The sequence below is a fragment of the Microcoleus sp. F10-B2 genome (assembly GCF_036704965.1).
In the GTDB taxonomy this organism is placed as follows: Bacteria; Cyanobacteriota; Cyanobacteriia; order Cyanobacteriales; family Microcoleaceae; genus Microcoleus.
Genome location: NZ_JAUBTB010000023.1, coordinates 19,528 through 37,185, shown reverse-complemented (window position 1 = coordinate 37,185; position 17,658 = coordinate 19,528). Strand labels below are relative to the sequence as shown.

General features: G+C 46.5%; 12 protein-coding genes. 10 read left to right on the top strand and 2 right to left on the bottom strand.

The features are described 5' to 3' along the window. The first annotated feature begins 19 nt into the window (after positions 1-19). The 3 genes from QUA99_RS11505 (at position 20) to QUA99_RS11495 (ending at position 3,560) form a co-directional block, all read left to right on the top strand. Entirely contained in the window at positions 20-2,380 is a 2,361-nt protein-coding gene (locus QUA99_RS11505; protein WP_333236794.1) for an FHA domain-containing protein, read from the top strand. After that, entirely contained in the window at positions 2,377-2,826 is a 450-nt protein-coding gene (locus QUA99_RS11500; protein ID WP_333236792.1) for an EVE domain-containing protein, read from the top strand. Before QUA99_RS11505 ends, QUA99_RS11500 begins: the two co-directional genes overlap by 4 nt. A gap of 146 nt (positions 2,827-2,972) precedes the next feature. Continuing rightward, complete coding sequence (locus QUA99_RS11495; protein ID WP_333236790.1) at positions 2,973-3,560, top strand: REP-associated tyrosine transposase; 588 nt, start codon at positions 2,973-2,975, stop codon at positions 3,558-3,560. A 310-nt stretch (positions 3,561-3,870) separates the two neighbouring features. Here QUA99_RS11495 and QUA99_RS11490 read toward each other — a convergent pair whose 3' ends face one another. Then, a complete protein-coding gene (locus QUA99_RS11490; protein ID WP_333236788.1) occupies positions 3,871-4,911 on the bottom strand; it encodes a glucokinase in 1,041 nt (346 codons plus the stop codon). A 35-nt stretch (positions 4,912-4,946) separates the two neighbouring features. Next, positions 4,947-7,013 (bottom strand): amylo-alpha-1,6-glucosidase, encoded by a 2,067-nt coding sequence (locus QUA99_RS11485; protein WP_333236786.1) that lies wholly within the window; start codon positions 7,011-7,013, stop codon positions 4,947-4,949. A gap of 317 nt (positions 7,014-7,330) precedes the next feature. On the opposite strand from QUA99_RS11485, the gene treZ reads away from it, so the two are divergent. The 7 genes from treZ (at position 7,331) to QUA99_RS11450 (ending at position 17,493) form a co-directional block, all read left to right on the top strand. Continuing rightward, positions 7,331-9,160: a malto-oligosyltrehalose trehalohydrolase gene (gene treZ, locus QUA99_RS11480; protein ID WP_333236784.1), complete on the top strand. Its 1,830-nt coding sequence runs from the start codon at positions 7,331-7,333 to the stop codon at positions 9,158-9,160. A 220-nt stretch (positions 9,161-9,380) separates the two neighbouring features. Further along, positions 9,381-12,176, top strand: coding sequence for a malto-oligosyltrehalose synthase (treY, locus tag QUA99_RS11475; RefSeq protein WP_333236782.1), 2,796 nt, complete (start codon positions 9,381-9,383; stop codon positions 12,174-12,176). 115 nt (positions 12,177-12,291) lie between these two features. Further along, entirely contained in the window at positions 12,292-12,525 is a 234-nt protein-coding gene (locus tag QUA99_RS11470; protein ID WP_333236780.1) for a hypothetical protein, read from the top strand. 17 nt (positions 12,526-12,542) lie between these two features. Further along, a complete protein-coding gene (locus QUA99_RS11465) occupies positions 12,543-13,067 on the top strand; it encodes a GNAT family N-acetyltransferase (protein ID WP_333236778.1) in 525 nt (174 codons plus the stop codon). Positions 13,068-13,492: 425 nt separating this feature from the next. Then, on the top strand, positions 13,493-15,409 hold the full coding sequence (gene dnaK, locus QUA99_RS11460; RefSeq protein ID WP_333236776.1) for a molecular chaperone DnaK: 1,917 nt from the start codon (positions 13,493-13,495) through the stop codon (positions 15,407-15,409). Between the two features lie 340 nt (positions 15,410-15,749). Then, complete coding sequence (locus tag QUA99_RS11455; RefSeq protein WP_333236774.1) at positions 15,750-16,262, top strand: DUF4112 domain-containing protein; 513 nt, start codon at positions 15,750-15,752, stop codon at positions 16,260-16,262. A gap of 619 nt (positions 16,263-16,881) precedes the next feature. Next, positions 16,882-17,493, top strand: a complete 612-nt coding sequence (locus QUA99_RS11450; RefSeq protein ID WP_333236772.1) for a PadR family transcriptional regulator — start codon at positions 16,882-16,884, stop codon at positions 17,491-17,493. The last annotated feature ends 165 nt before the right edge of the window (positions 17,494-17,658 follow it).

Here is a 17,658-nt window from a genome sequence, read left to right as displayed (position 1 = left end):
CAAAAACCGCGATTGAAGTATGACCGGCAATATAGGACAAATAACTGCTTTAAGCGATCGACCTTATTTAGTATTAAGCAATCAAGGGCAGGTTTTACAGTTAGAGTTAAAACAGCAGCAGCACGTATTGGGGCGCGATCGCACTCGTGCTGATTTAGTCATTCCCGATGCTTGGCGGGCAGTTTCGGGCGTTCACGCTGTTTTGCGGCAAATTGGGGATAATTACTGGATTTACGACGGTGACGGGCAGCGGCCGAGCACTAATGGCTTATTTGTCGATCGCACTCGCATCACTCCCAATGACGGTTATTGTCTGAAAGACGGCACAGAAATTAAAATCGGTCTCGATCCTCAAAATCAAGTTTTGCTGACTTATTTTAATCCGCTGGCGAATCAGATTGCTGTCCCTAGCAAGCAGTCAATTCTTCTTAAAAATCGGTCGGTTTTGTTGGGTCGCGATCCAAACGCTTCGCTGCAATTAGATGCGCCGCTTGTTTCTAGACGCCACGCCACAATCGACCAAGACAGTCGCGGTAATTATATTTTGCGAGACCACAGCGTTAACGGGGTTTTTGTGAACGGTCAGCGAGTCACAAATTCTGTACAACTGTCCGAGGGAGATGCAATTCGGATCGGCCCGTTTACTCTAACTTACCGCAGCGGTGAGTTGCAGATGCAAGACTCCGGCCATCAAATTCGTGTGGATGCTGACAGTCTGGTGATTCCGAAGCGTTTGGATAACATCACTTTAGCGATCGAACCGGGGCAGTTTGTGGCTTTAGTCGGCGGTAGCGGTGCGGGTAAATCTACTTTAATGCGGACGCTTTTAGGCATCGAAAAAACTACTAACGGCGCTGTGTTTCTCAACGGCGACAACCTGCGTCAAAACTTCAATATTTACCGCAATCAAATCGGTTACGTGCCTCAAGATGATATTGTACACGCCGATTTGACAGTAGAAGAAGTCTTGAGTTATGCAGCTAAATTGCGCTTACCTCCCGATACAGATGTCAATCAGGTAGTTGCCAAAACTTTAGAAGATATTGAAATGAGTCACCGCCGTACTGCTTTGGTAAAACAGCTTAGCGGCGGACAGCGGAAGCGGGTCAGCATCGGAGTCGAACTGTTAGCAGACCCGAAACTTTTCTTTTTAGACGAACCGACTTCAGGACTCGATCCGGGTTTGGATAAGAAGATGATGCAACTGCTGCGAAAGTTGGCAAATCAAGGCCGGACGGTGATTCTGGTGACTCACGCGACGGCAAATATCACGATGTGCGATCGGATTGTGTTTATGGGTCGCGGCGGACGCCTTTGTTACTTCGGCCCGCCTGCGGAAGCGCTCGATTTTTTCGATGTCAAAACTGGCGATTTTGCAGACATTTACAACGAATTAGAAACAGGAGAAAACAACCTTTTAATCTGGGCGGAAAAGTTTAAACAATCTCCCTACTATCAGCGCTATATTGTCAACCACTTCAGCACAGGCAACGCTAATGCAAAAACACCTTCAGCACCTTCTGTACCAAAATCTCAATCTTTTGTAAAACAACTCGTTTTGCTCGCCCAGCGCTATTTTAAGCTTATTTCCCGCGACTTAATTAACTTGAGTTTAGCTCTTTTGACAGCGCCGATCGGCATTAGTTTGCTGCGGCTTGCTGTCAGAGATAAAGACCCGTTAATTGGAGCGCCGGAGGCAACTTTAGCACCTTTAGCGCTCAGAGTTTTGTTTGTATTTACCTGCGCGGCGATTTGGGTAGGACTGGCAACTTCTCTGCAAGAAATTGTTAAAGAATCTGCTATTTATTTGCGCGAACGTTTGGTTAATTTAGGATTGTTTGCTTATTTGGGTTCAAAGTTTTTCATACTTTCCGGTTTGACCGTATTGCAAACGCTGTTAATGGTAGGAGTTATTCTGAGTGCGTTTAAATCCCCCGAACCGAGTTTTATTTCTTGGAATGTGGGAGCAAGTATTACCACATTCCTAACTTTAATGAGCTGCATAAGTCTCGGATTAGTCGTTTCCGCGATTGTTAAAAATAGCTCTCAAGCTAACAGCGCTTTGCCTCTATTATTGCTGCCTCAGATTATTTTTTCTGGAGTTTTGTTTAAGATGGAAGGTGCCGCGAGCAAGTTTTCTTGGCTGATGTTAAGCCGCTGGTCTGTGGGTGCTTACGGCTCTTTAGTTAATGTGAATGGGATGGTTCCCGCACCTACTAGATTACCGGACGGCAGCATACTTCCTCAGCCCTTTGAGCCTACTCCTGTTTACGATCCAACGTGGGAGAATTTGGGTTTGAACTGGGGTATTTTGTGCGTGCATATTTGCGTTTATTTGATGTTGACTCTGTGGTTGCAGAAGCGGAAAGATATTTTATGAATTACTGGCTGATGAAGTCGGAACCGGATGTTTACAGTATTGCGGACTTGAAGGGCGATCGCACTTGTACTTGGGATGGCGTTCGCAACTATCAAGCGCGCAATTTTCTGCGAGAAATGATTCGGGGAGATTTAGTATTTTTTTACCATTCTAATACTAAAATTCCGGGAATTGTCGGGTTGGTGCGCGTCGTGGAAACTGGGATTGCTGACCCGACTCAGTTCGATATAAATAGCGAATATTATGATCGTAAATCGCAGCTTGATGCTCCTCGCTGGCAAACTGTGAGAGTTGAGTTTGTTGAGGAATTTGCTAAATTAATATCTTTGGATATACTGAAACAAAAGTTTAGTGCTGATGAGATTTTGCTGGTGAGGAAAGGCAATCGGTTATCGGTGATGCCGGTGTCTGAAAGTGCAGCCCAGAAGATTTTGAAGATAAGATAAGCTGTGGCACTTTAACCTGCATATTTGGGGCGGGCAAGATGCCCACCCACAAAAATTTAAAGACTTTAGGAAAATGAGCTGTAAGGGTATTGAGCTCTTGCCTGATGAAGGCTATTTTAGATTAAGTTGTGGTTTTGCTTAGTAATATGATTCGCGAAAATTTGAGTCAGGGAAGCAATCAGGATTTGGGCGGGGAAGATGTCCACCCCACAGGTCAATATCAGCTTTTTGTGGGACAGGCTTCTAGTCTGCCACTTAAACTCAGAGATGCTCAATTAAAAGTTACTTACAGAAATTTACCTCATTGGGAGTTAGAAGGAGCGGTCTATTTCATCACTTTTAATACTTGGGAAAAGCTGGAATTAAATCCAGCGGCGAGACAAGTTGTGCTCAATGCTTGCAAGTTTTTTGATAGGCAAAGGTATCAAATATTTTGCTTAGTTGTAATGCCCGATCATGTGCATATGCTAATGCAGCCTTTAGCAAAGTCGGATAATAAATTCTGGTCGCTCAGCAGCATTCTGCACAGTATGAAAAGCTACAGTTCTAAACAAATTCCCAAGGTGATGAAGCATATTGGTACTGTTTGGCAGGATGAGCGACATGACCACATTGTCAGAGATGAACGAGAATTTCAGGTTTTTTGGGAATATATTAGGCAAAATCCTGTCAAAGCTGGTCTTTCAGTGACTCCAGAGGAATATCCTTTTTTCTGGCAAATGTATGAAGTTTAGCTTTTTCTGAATTTCTTGTGGGGTGGGATCTTCTAGCCCGTCACAGGCAAGATGCCTGTGCCACAAGGATTTCACAGGCAAGATGCCTGTGCCACAAGGATTTCACAGGCATCTTGCCTGTGCCACAAAGATTCTTGTGGGGTGGGCATCTTGCCCGCCCCAAATGTTTGCACAGGCAAGATGCCTGTGCCACAAATTGCTTGTGGGGTGGGCTTCTAGCCCGCCCCAAATATTTGCACAGGCAAGATGCCTGTGCCACAAAACTTCTTGTGGGGTGGGCATCTTGCCCGCCCCAAATATTTGAAATCTCCTAAAGACCGGCCGCACAAACTGCGGCTCCAATTAACCCTACATTATCATTCAAAACCAATCGAACTGGCATCATTTCTAACAGCGAATCCATCCGGCCTTTGTGGGTAAAAGCTCGCATAAAACCCCCTTCTTGAATCAGCGGCAAAATTTTAGCAGCGATGCCGCCGGCTACGTACAAACCGCCGTAAGGTAAAAGTGATACAGCCATATTTCCCGCCACTGCACCGTAGGCTTCTACAAACATTTGCATTGTTTGTTCCGAAAGCCGATCGCACTTTTTGAGTGCCGCCTGTGCAATTGTCGCCCCCGGATCGACACTCTTCTCGCTTTTACCGAGCTCTGACTCCCATTTTTTGATAACTTCCCCTACCTCCGACGATTCAGGAGCAAACTTTCTGTCTCGCAAAAACTGGTAAATTGAAACAATCCCTTGTCCCGAAACTACACGCTCGATCGATATTCTTTGAATGTCGTGTTTTGCTAACAAATATTTTAGCAATTCAAACTCCAACTCCGAGCGAGGAGCAAAGTCACCGTGTCCCCCTTCCGAAGAAAAAACCCTGATGCCATTTGCATCGGGAATTGCAAAACAATTTCCCAAACCAGTCCCGGCACCAATCACAGCAATTGGATCGTGTTGGCGGGGTTTTCCTACTTGCAAAGTGTGCAAATCTCGATCGTCCAAACCCCAAACGCCGTAGCCAACCGCAACAAAATCATTAATTAAACTGACGCGGGATATTCCTAATTCTTGTTCCAGACGCTTCGCATCCAGCACCCAAGGCAAATTAGTCAGTTTTGCAGTGTTGTTAACCACCGGGCCTGCGATCGCAAAACAAGCTTTTTCAGGTACAAGCTGCCCATTCAACTTAATAGCAGCTTCGGTCAAGAACTGCCGCACCATCGGTACTAAATCAGGGAACTCCCCGCTGGGATAGCGGAACTCGTAAAGAGCGTTCATTTCACCGTTAACAGTCCTTTCCACTAACCGCAAAATTGTCTTAGTTCCGCCAATATCGCCCGCTAATAATAATGCCATAAATCTTTTTTTCAACCAAAGATAACATTCCCCATTTAAACACCCACAGTATTAATTGCCAACCAAGCCCGCAGCACCTCAGCCACAGTCCAAGCTTGAGCCGTGCAGCCTCGCGGCGAGTGGGGGGCGTCGCCCTCAAAAATTTCGCTCAGGCTGCCAACTCCGCCACCCCTTATATGATGTGCCATAGGTTCGAGGAATTCGATCGCTTGTGCTAGGTCTTTGTATACGTGCAAGTGCGCCAAGACAAACGGGCCAATCAGCCAGCCCCAAACTGTGCCCTGGTGGTAGGCGCTGTCGCGCTGCAATTGGTCGCCTCCGTATGCGCCGCGATACTGCGGGTGCTGCGGCGAGAGGCTGCGGAGGCCGACAGAAGTTAGAAGCTGTTGGGCGCAGGCGTCCACCACGCCGCGCTGCTGGATGGGCGTCAGTAACGGTGTATAGCGGTGGGTTTCCTTGGCCCGCAGTCCCCTTGCTGATAAAGAGTTCGGAGGCGGATACCCAGTTAATAGGGGCAAGGATACGGCGAATATTTGGTTGGGCCGCAGGGAGCTATCGTGTCCGTCGGGGCCGTCGAGAACGTCGTAACAGTAACCGGTTGAGGCGTTCCAGAAGCGAGGGAATCCGGCGGCTGTTCGATCGCCCAATTGCTCGTATTCATAGTGAGGCTTGCCCAATTTTCGAGCAAAACTTGCCATAGCTTGTATAGCATTGTACCAAAGCGCGCTGAGTTCGATCGGCTTACCAATCCGGGGCGTCACCACCCAATCGCCGATTTTCGCGTCCATCCAAGTCAGTTGCACTCCCTTCTCGCCCGCGTAGATTAAACCGTCATCGGGATCGACGCGGATGTTATACCGAGTTCCCGGTACGTGCCAATCGACAATCTCACATAATGTAGGCCATAGTTCGCTTAAAAGTTCGTCGTCCCCCGTGGCATCGATATAAGCGCGAATTGCCTCAAAGTACCACAGTGTGGCGTCTGCGGTGTTGTATTCCGGTTCGCCGCCCGCATCCGGGAAGCGGTTCGGCAGCATTCCCCGATCGACATACCGCGCAAATGTCCGCAAAATCGAGCGCGCAATTTCCCATCGCCCGGTACAGATTGTGAGGCCTGGCAAGCTAATCATCGTATCCCGTCCCCAGTCACTGAACCAGGGATATCCGGCGACAATCGTTTTGCCCTCGGGTTCCTCCGGTAGGGGGCGGCTGACGATAAATTGGTCGGCGGCGAGCACTAAGTGATTGATCCAGTCGGGAGATTTGCTGACTTTTGACCAGTTTTGCAGCAGTTCTCGGTCATAAGTGCGGCGCACTTCTAAAGCTTTACCGCCGTTGAGTTCGGGGTTTTTCTCGGTGCTGGCTATCAATGTCAGAGAACTTCCCGGCGCGATCGTCATGTGAAAAGTCGCCGCGTGCAAGTGATCCTCGCAGCAGTCCAATCCGCGGCGCTTTTCGGCTGCTAGATCCAATCCGTAATGCCAATTGTATAAGGGCGCAGAGACTCGAAATTTGGCTTCTGGTGCGGCATCTGTGAGCAGGTACAGGGGTGCAGCCTTGGGAAATGCAGTCACGCAAACCCCGCGTTCCAAGGTTTCTAGGCTCATCTGCCAGTCGCCGGCGCTCGTGGTGTGATGGTAGTCGCGGTAGTTGACTAGGGCTTTGACAGCGAGGGCGATCGGTTGTGAGGCGCGGTGCAAGCGGTATTGAATATATGTAGTGTTAGCACCTTGTTGCATCCAAATCCGCTTTTCCAGGATAGCGTCGGCGAGAGCAAACCTCCAAACAGGCGTCGTGCCTTCGAGGTGAAAGCTTTCGATGTAGTTGTAGCCGTGAGGTTCGATCGTCGCGTCGGCCCAGCGGTTTGTATAAAGCGGATAGGCGCGATCGCGATACACCGCCGTCTCGTCCAGCTTGGCGAGCATCAAAGTGCGTCCCAGCGGGGGTTTGAGGGCAGCTACCAGCAGGCCGTGATAGCGGCGGGTGAGGAGATTCGCGATCGTCCCGCTAGCGTAACCGCCGATCCCGTTTGTGACCAACCACTCGCGAGACTCCGCCGAGTCGAGATTGCAGCAGATTTCCCGTCCAAAAGCCATAACCATAAAGTCCACACTCGCGCTGATTTTTGACCTACCTTTAGGTAGATTTTCGACATGAGATCGACAAGAAATATTAACCCTTGCTGCCAGCTAATTTGGCGATCGCCTCCGTGCAGATTCATGTTCTAATTTAGACATAACCAACCGCTACTTTTGCCCCTTACACAATTCTAGCCTTTGATGGCTCTATCTAAAGTTAGTTGTTTCTTATATTAAGTAATATTACCGTCTAAACAGGCGCTGAACGTTAAGGGCAAAGGATTTGATAGCGCGTCGGGCGATCGAACTACCAACCTATTTTATAAGGAGAACAACTCAAAGTGAAGATAGGAGCAAATTATCTCGGCAACAACCAATGTAAATTTACCGTTTGGGCGCCCACAATCCAACAAATAGCAGTCCAAATAGTTTCCCCAAAAAAACGCCTGATACCCATGCAACCATCCGCAGAAGGTTATTGGGAAACCACAGCTACAGATATCGAACCAGGAACCCTTTACACCTACCAAATCGAAGGAAAAACTGACCGACCAGACCCAGCCTCAAAATATCAACCTCAAGGCGTACACGCCCCGTCGCAAGTAATAGATCAAAATGTTTTTACTTGGACTGATACAAATTGGCAAGGCGTGCCGCTAGCCGAAATGATTATTTACGAACTGCACGTCGGCACATTCACCCAAGCCGGAACATTTGAAGCAATAATTCCCCAGCTAAAACAACTTAAAGAATTGGGAATCAACGCCATCGAAATAATGCCAGTAGCCCAATTCCCCGGCGAGCGAAACTGGGGATACGACGGCGTATATCCCTACGCCGTCCAAAACTCCTACGGCGGCCCCGAAGGCTTCAAAAAACTTGTCAACGCCTGCCACGAACACGGTATTTCAGTAATTCTCGATGTAGTTTACAACCACCTCGGCCCCGAAGGAAACTACCTCCGCGAATTTGGCCCTTACTTTACATCAAAATACGGTTCGATTTGGGGAGCCCCCCTAAACTTCGACGACGCATACAGCGACGGCGTGCGCAACTATTTTCTTGAAAACGCCCTCTACTGGTTTCGAGACTATCACATCGACGCTCTAAGACTAGACGCAATTCAAGCAATATTTGAAGTAGGTGCAAGACCGTTTTTGCAAGAACTTTCTGATGCCACCGCCGACATTTCTCAAGAGGTAGGAAGGCAGCTTTACTTAATAGCAGAAAGTGACTTAAACGATGTCCGAACTGTACGTCCTAAAGAACTCGGCGGCTTCGGACTAGACGCCCAATGGTGCGATGATTTCCACCACGCACTGCACGCCTTGCTCACCGGAGAAGACGACCGATACTACCAAGATTTCGGTAAGTGCGAACACTTAGAAAAAGCCTTCAAAGAAAGCTTTGTTTACTCCGGCCAGTACGCCCCCCACAGAAAGCGGAGACACGGCAATTCTGCCAAAGATGAACCCGGCCATAAGTTTCTGGTGTTTTCCCAAACTCACGACCAAATCGGCAACCGGATTTTGGGAGACAGACTCTCGAAAATAGTTGACTTTGAAGGATTGAAACTCGCGGCGGGCACAGTCTTGATTTCTCCCTACATTCCCTTCTTTTTTATGGGAGAAGAATACGGAGAAGAAGCACCGTTTTTTTACTTCGTTTCCCACTCTGACGAAAACTTAATTGAAGCTATCCGCAAAGACAAACAACAAGAATTTAAAATCTTTGAAGGTCGAGGCGAGTTTCACGACCCCCAGAGTCCTGAGACTTTCGATAAGTGCAAGTTAAACTGGGAAAAACAAACCGAAGGCAAACACAAAATTCTTTGGGAATGGCACCAACATCTGATTCAACTGCGGCGGACAATACCGGCCCTTAAAAAACTCGACAAAAACAATCTCGAAGTGTCCAGCATTGAAGCGGAAAAAATCTTATTTCTACGTCGCTGGACAGATGACAGCCAGATATTCTGCATTCTAAACTTCAACAGGCAAGATGTAGCTTTTACGGCTGCACTTCCCCAAGGCAACTGGAACAAAATTTTAGACTCTGCTGATGAAAAATGGATGGGTTTAGGTTCTAGCTTGCCTGAAAAGATAAATTCACAGCAAGAATTGACTGTTAAACCCCAGAGTTTCGCACTCTACGAAATAATACAGAAATAGTAGGTTGGGCGGAGCGAAGCGTAGGGTTCGCTGCCGCTCAACCCAACAACTGATTTTAGATGGGAGCAAAAATCTCAAATTTTCAATATCAAATCTCACTAAAATCTCCAGTTAATGACGTTGGGCGGAGTGAAACCGAGAGTTCGTTCTTCACCTAACCTACTCTTTCTAATTTAACACAACAAATCCCACCAACTAACTACTTAGGAGTAAAATTAAGATGAGAATTCCCACCACAACTTATCGGATTCAATTTCATGGAGGTTTTAACTTTGAAGCAGCAAAACAAATCCTTAACTATCTGGAAGATTTAGGAATTACCGACATTTACGCTTCACCGATATTTAAAGCCAGAAAAGGCAGCTCTCACGGATACGATGTCGTTGACTCAAATCAGCTCAATCCAGAATTAGGAACCTCAGAAAACTTTGAAGCGCTCACATACGAAATCAATAAACGGAATATGGGATGGCTGCAAGATATTGTCCCCAACCACATGGCTTACGACACTCAAAACTTGCTGCTGTTAGACGTATTGGAACACGGCCCGGATTCCGACTATTTCGATTACTTCGATATTGAATGGAATCACGCTTACGAACATCTCAGAGGTCGAGTGCTGGCTCCGCTGCTGGGCAATTTTTATGGAGAGTGTCTGGAAAATGGCGAGATTCAACTCAAATACAGCGAAATTGGGCTGACCATCAATTATTATAGCTTACAATTGCCCGTAAAAATCGAATCTTATGCTAAATTTATCAGTCATAATTTGGGGCATTTAGCCAGGGAATTAGGCAGACGCCATCCAGATTTTATCAAGTTTTTGGGAATTCTTTATTTGATTAAAAATACACCTTCAGAAACTAAAGGTAAAGCCAGATACGATCAGATAGCTTTTGTCAAAGGACTGCTGTGGGAACTCTACAATCAAAATCCCTTGGTGCAGGAATTTATAGATGAAAATATCAATTTTTTTAACGGAGAAAAGGGCAATGCCGAAAGTTTTAATTTCTTGGACGATTTGCTTTCCGAGCAGTTTTACCGTCTGGCATTCTGGAAAGTGGGGGCCGAAGAAATTAACTACCGAAGGTTTTTTACAGTCAACGAACTGATTTCGGTAAAAGTTGAAGAGATTAAAGTTTTTCACAAAAACCACGAGCTGATATTCGACCTGGTTGCAGAGGGAAAGTTTACGGGATTGAGAATCGACCACATCGACGGACTGTATGACCCCACAGAATATTTGAAAAGGCTGCGGGAGAGAACGGGAGACACTTACATTACTGTTGAAAAAATTCTGGAACACGAAGAAGATTTGCCGTCATATTGGCCGATTCAGGGAACTAGCGGCTACGACTTTTTGAACTACGTAAACGGCGTTTTCTGTAGGCGCGATCGCGAACAGCAATTTAGCGAAATATATCAGAGATTTACTCGCTTGAACGTTCCCTACGAACAGTTATTTTTAGATAAAAAAGGACTGATTGTTGAGAAAAATCTGGCTGGAGATGTAGACAATCTGGCTCAACTTTTGAAAAATATCTCGGGTCAATCCAGACAGGGAAACGACTTTACTCGTCCCGGTTTGGAAAAAGCGTTAGCGGCTGTTTTGACGATTTTTCCAGTCTACCGAACTTACATCAATCAAGACGGCTTGAGAGAGTCCGATCGCACTTACGTGCAATATGCGATCGCCCACGCCAAAGAACAAGTACCGCGACTCCTCAAGGAACTTAAATTTATCGAAACGGTGCTCTTGCTGGAAGAAGAAGAAACCCTAACAACCGAACAAAAAGAGCAGCGCCGGCACTTTGTCATGAAACTCCAGCAGTTGACTGGCCCATTAATGGCAAAAGGCGTTGAAGACACGCTTTTATACGTCTACTATCGGCTTTTATCGCTCAACGAAGTCGGAGGAAACCCCAGTCAGTTCGGCGTTTCGCTAGTAGATTTTCACGAGTTCAACCAACGGCAGCAAGCCGCTTGGCCGCACAAAATGAATGCTACAGCTACCCACGATACCAAACGCGGCGAAGATGTGCGAGCCAGAATCAACGTTTTGTCAGAAATTCCCGATGAATGGGAACAGCAAGTCAGGTCTTGGAGAGAGCTAAATTCTTCTAAGAAAGTCAACTTTGTGAATCGAATGGTTCCCGATACTAATGACGAATACTTCCTGTACCAAACTCTGCTCGGCAGTTTTCCCTTTGAAGGAATTGAAAACACTGATTATGTCGATCGCCTGAAAGATTATGTGATTAAAGCTGTCCGCGAAGCCAAAGTTTATACGGCTTGGCTGAGACCGGATAACGACTACGAAGCTGGTTTTATGACCTTTGTCGATAGCGTTCTCGAACCTTCGGAACAAAATCAGTTTCTCAACAAATTTATACCTTTCTGGAAAAAAGTAGCTAATTACGGAATTTTCAATTCTTTATCTCAAACACTGCTGAAAATCGCGGCTCCGGGCGTTCCCGACATTTATCAAGGGACGGAATTCTGGGATTTAAGCCACGTCGATCCGGATAACCGCCGTCCCGTTGATTTTGAGCGCAGAATCGAGGTTTTGCGGGAAATTAAAGAGCAAGCTCAGACAGATATTTTGCAACTGGTGGAAGATTTGATTGCGACGCGAGAAGACGCTAGAATTAAGTTGTTTTTGACGGCAAGAGCGCTAGAAGCGAGAAAAAAATACTTGCAAGTTTTTCAATCAGGCGACTATCAGCCCCTGCAAGCAGTTGGCACGTTTAAAGATAATGTTGTTGCCTTTGCCAGAAGCTTTGGAGAGACTACCGTTATTGTCATTGCTCCCCGGTTTTTGACGGGAATTGTCAAACCGGAAGAAATGCCTATCGGCAAACAAGTCTGGAAAGATACTAATTTGAAATTGTCCGAGCAAATGCCGTCGGTTTGGAAAGATGCGATTACAAATCAGGCGGTAGAAAGTAACGGTACTTTGGCAATTGGTGAAGCTCTGAGTTACTTTCCCGCAGCTCTGCTGATAGGTAAAAAATAGCAATTAAATAGTGTGCCCTGGGGACTTTTTACAGCCAGCGGCAGGTTTCGACCTGTCGCTTTTTTAGTTATAATCATAGCAGGAAAGCAATCTTAGTAGCGAGAGGAATAGCAAAATGCGATCGCTCGTCAAAACCGAAACCAGTACCGAAACCAGACTCTCTTGGTGGGCTTACCTATTTGTCCTCGACGAATTCATTGCCGAAGCAGATGCTACGCTCAACGGCCCAGCAGCTTACAATAATACACCTCCAGCACTGTCCGATCGCGATCGAGCCTTTTTACTGTCAGTCATGGAAAACCCGCCAGCACCGTCTGAAGGATTGCTCGCATTATTTGCAGATTATTAAACAAAACAGTAAAGCGAGTGAATTGGACTATTAGCCGTCTAGAAGATATAAACCGAAGTACGAGCAGTCTTAGAAAAGACCCATTTAATTCGGGAAATACAGAATTAGATGCTTATCTCAAACGATATGCAAAGCATAACGATCGCCTCGGTACTGCTAGAACTTTTGTAGCTTTAGCAGGTGAAGATAACTACACAATAGCAGGCTATTATGCTTGCAGCGCTAATTTACTCGATCGTACCCAGCTACCACCTAACTTGCGAGAAAATCTCCCCAACTATCCCCCTCCTGCTATGCTGCTTGGGAAACTTGCAGTCGATCAATCAATGCAAGGTAGAGGGTTGGGGAAGCGGTTACTGCGCCATGCCTTCGAGAATGCACTGAATTTATCCCAAAATATGGGAATTTATGCTGTCAGGGTAGATGCTATTGACGAACAAGCTAAAGAATTTTACAAAAGGTGCGGTTTCTTGGAGTACCAAGATAGTCCTTTTTCACTGTTTATTCTGATGAGTACAATTAAACAAGCAGCAAATTGGTAGGTATCTAACTCATCACTCTAACTGATAAATTTTACTTTTATTTTGAAGCCGATCGACCGCTCGCCCCGAACCACCCCAACAAAATTCATACAACAAAGACGGCAAATACAACACAACCTATACGGTTTGCCACAATACCCGAATCGATCGAACCCCGTACATTAGGAAGAGTAAAGAAAAGCAGTCAACAACTGTAGCGGTGCAAGGCTCGTGAATGCAACCGTCCCCCAACAGGTTCGGTAAACACGCCTTCATCCCCCGGTCTAACCGCCCGCAGTATAGAGATAAGCACCCTATCGAAGACTGTATTAAAGCAGGACTCACTATCCGTACACCTCCGCAGGTGAAATCGCAGTCCTGAATAACCAGACTATCGCACAGATAGAAAACCAAAATTTTGTAGAGATTGGAGCCGGAACACCCCTATGGGAAAAGTAGTTGGAATTGACTTAGGTACGACAAACTCCTGCGTCGCAGTTATGGAAGGCGGCAAACCCACCGTCATAGCCAACGCCGAAGGGGGTCGCACCACACCTTCTGTAGTAGCATATGCTAAAAATGGCGATCAACTTGTCGGACAAATCGCCAAGCGTCAAGCCGTGATGAACGCCGAAAACACCTTTTACTCAGTAAAACGGTTTATCGGGCGTCGGGTTGATGAAGTAGCCCATGAAACCACTGAAGTTTCCTACAAAGTCCTCAAAGTCGGCAACAGCCTCAAACTCGACTGTCCCGCCCGCGGCAAGCAATTTGCCCCAGAAGAAATTTCTGCACAAGTTCTCCGCAAACTGGTAGAAGACGCCAGCAAATACCTCGGCGAAACTGTCACCCAAGCGGTAATTACTGTTCCCGCTTACTTCAACGACTCCCAGCGCCAAGCTACGAAAGACGCTGGTAAAATTGCCGGGATTGAAGTGCTGCGGATTATTAACGAACCTACAGCGGCCGCTTTAGCTTACGGATTAGATAAAAAGAGCAACGAAACCATCCTCGTATTTGACTTAGGTGGCGGTACTTTCGACGTATCTATTCTAGAAGTGGGCGACGGCGTATTTGAAGTGCTAGCAACTTCTGGAGACACTCACCTCGGCGGTGACGACTTCGACAAAAAAATCGTCGATTACATCGCTAACGAATTCCAAAGAGCCGAAGGAATTGACCTCCGCAAAGACAAACAAGCACTGCAACGCCTGACGGAAGCAGCCGAAAAAGCCAAGATTGAACTGTCAAGCGTTACCCAAGCAGAAATCAACCTGCCGTTTATTACCGCGACTCAAGACGGCCCAAAACACTTGGACACGACTTTGACGCGGGGCAAGTTTGAAGAACTGTGCTCGGATTTGATCGATCGCTCTCGCATCCCGGTAGAAAATGCGATCCGCGACGCCAAATTAGACAAATCTGCAATTAATGAAGTTGTCTTAGTTGGTGGTTCTACACGCATTCCTGCGGTGCAAGAACTGGTCAAAAAAATCCTCGGCAAAGACCCCAACCAAACGGTAAACCCGGATGAAGTGGTAGCAGTCGGTGCAGCAATTCAAGCCGGCGTACTTGCAGGCGAAGTCAAAGACATCCTCTTGCTCGACGTTACTCCGCTGTCTCTCGGCGTCGAAACCTTGGGCGGCGTAATGACTAAAATCATTCCCCGCAACACCACTATTCCTACTAAGAAGTCGGAAACTTTCTCGACGGCTGTAGACGGCCAAACAAACGTGGAAATTCACGTTTTGCAAGGCGAACGAGAAATGGCGAATGACAACAAGGATTTGGGAACCTTCCGCTTAGATGGAGTTCCACCTGCCCCCCGCGGCGTACCTCAAATTGAAGTTACTTTCGATATCGATGCTAACGGTATTTTGAATGTAGCTGCTAAGGATAAAGGTACTGGCAAGGAGCAATCGATTAGCATTACTGGTGCTTCTACTTTGCCCAGCAATGAAGTCGATCGCATGGTGAAGGAAGCCGAATCGAATGCTTCTGCTGACAAGGAACGTCGCGAAAAGATCGATCGCAAAAACCAAGCCGACTCTTTGGCCTATCAAATTGAGAAGCAGTTGGCAGAATTGGGTGATAAAGTTCCCCCTGCTGACAAGACTAAGGTTGAAGGGTTGATCAAAGACTTGCGCGATGCGATCGGTAGTGAAGATGACGATCGCATCAAAACCTTGACAACAGAGTTGCAGCAAGCATTCTACGCTGTCAGCAGCAACCTGTACCAGCAAGCAGGCGGCCCGACTGACGGTCCTGGTGGCCCCGGCGGCCCCGGCGGCTACGGAGACGGCGGCCCCACTGGCGGCGGCGACGACGTGATTGACGCCGACTTCACTGAAGGCAACAAATAAAAGGCTAAATTAAAAGCCCCCAGCTAGAAGCAAGAAACCCGGTTTTGAACAGAAACCGGGTTTCTGTGCATTCAAAAACAAACCAAAGGCGATCGCCCAAAATCAGTAAAAATCTGCTTGAGGTATAGTGAAAAAACTTGAATATGCTTCAGTAAATATCATAAACTAACAGTAATATCAACTCCGGTTGCATCGGAATTAATATTACCCACAGTCACGACACGGCGAGAGCAAGAGTGTCCCTACAATAATCGGGGTAGGGACACGGCACCGTGGCGTGTCCTCGGTATCATTCCGATGCAACCAAAAACGATATAATATCGCAATCGAGAGCAATCAAATGTCACGTTCTCCTATACAAAATTCCTCCCCAAATACTCCCAGCCCATCTCATGTAGCATCCTTGCGCCGACTCCGCCGGATCAGCCATTTACTAGACAATTCAATTCCAATTCCCGGCACAAAATACCGCATCGGACTCGATCCGATATTGGGACTGATACCGGGCGGCGGCGATTTAATCAGTTCAATTTTTGCAGGTTATGTTGTCTTCAAATCCGCTCAAATGGGAGTGCCTCAAGAGACTTTAGTACAAATGGCAGCTAATATCGTATTTGATACAGTTGCCGGTACTGTACCTGTGGCCGGAGACTTGTTGGATGTTGCTTGGAAAGCTAATGTCAAAAATATAGAATTGCTGGATGCTCATTTAGGTTCCCCCGAACAAGGCAAAAAAGCCGATTGGCTATTTGTGGCTGCTTTGCTGTTGGGTTTGATGTTAATTGTCGGAGGCGTGATTTTCTTAAGCGTGATGCTTTTTGGGTGGCTATTTCAAGTAATTACCGGGCGTTAATTTTGGGTTTTAGGCTAAATATAAATCACTTTAGCTGTGTCAGTTTCAGAGGAACTCATCTGGTATGAATTGTACTTAAAAAATTAAGTTTGAGTAGGATGACTTGCCAGTAAAAACATCTGGATTTAGGATGATTTATACTTGACAAATAATTTCTAACTACGAGCTAGAAAAAAACTGTTAGGTGCTCCGAAAAGTTCTCAAGGAATACTAAAATTTCTCAGGGTTTTAAAATTCAACCAACCATGCCAAGAAAAGTTCTGGTGCTTTTACCCAAAAGAGATATGCGGCAGAAATCGCAGCTATTGAGCAGAGTCTATTAAATCATTTCGGAGACATCCAAGACCAGGCAGAATCTCACTTGTGTTCAAAGTGAGATTCTGGCGTTCCTCTGACCGAAATCGAGGTAAATCAGCACTCTTGTTATTTCTCAAATGGATTCTGTAATTATAAAGCGATCGCCCTTTCTCGAACCTAAAATAATATATCTTAAGGGTATTGACAAAGCTTATTAAATGTGTATGTAACTCTCAAGTTTCTTTCAAACTAGCTATTGACCAGATCGCCCTTGAGTCAGATATAGTTATATAATCCAGACTATAATATCAAATTGATATAAATGCTTGAATTATCAGCCCTTGGGCTGCTACAGTTGCAACCCCTGCACGGCTATCGGCTAAAGCAACAACTGGAGCTGTTTATGAGCAGTTGCATCAGCGTTAACTACGGAGCGATTTACCCGCTGCTGAAGCGCTTGGAAGAGCGAGGGGAGATTTCGGTAATAGCCGAAGAAGCCGGAGATGCCGGCTGTCCGCGCAAAATCTACGGAATTACCGCCAAAGGGCGCGAACTCTGGAGGGAAAAAATGCTCGAACACCCTCAAGAAAGCTGGGTTAACAGCGGTTCCCGGTTCCAAATCAAATTTTTCTTTTTTGGCGACTTAGAACCCGCTGAACGGCTGAAATTGTTGGAACACCGCTTGCGAGCTTGTTACACCCGACAAGACTACATCGAAAGCCTCAAGAGCGAATATCCGCTAACCGACGACTATCAATTCGCCTCTCGCGATCGCTGCAAGTCAGTGCTGGCGTCAGAGATAGAGTGGTTAACCGAGCAACTAGCTAAGGAAAAAAGCGCGATCGCCGCCGGAGTGCGTGACTCCCCAACCTCCGCTGAATCCGCTGAAGCCAAGGGAAAATCCTTGCAACTCACCCACTCAGGTGAGTCATAAGAAGGATGTGTAATCTTCCCTGGATAGCGTAGCTTTTGAAAGATAAAAAACAACTTTCCTAAAAATAATCCCTCCCTAGCTTGGCTAACTGCCATCATCGGCAGACTAAAGCGCTTCACATACCCCAACCCCATTAAAAAGAGACTTTCCAGATTCCATCCTGTT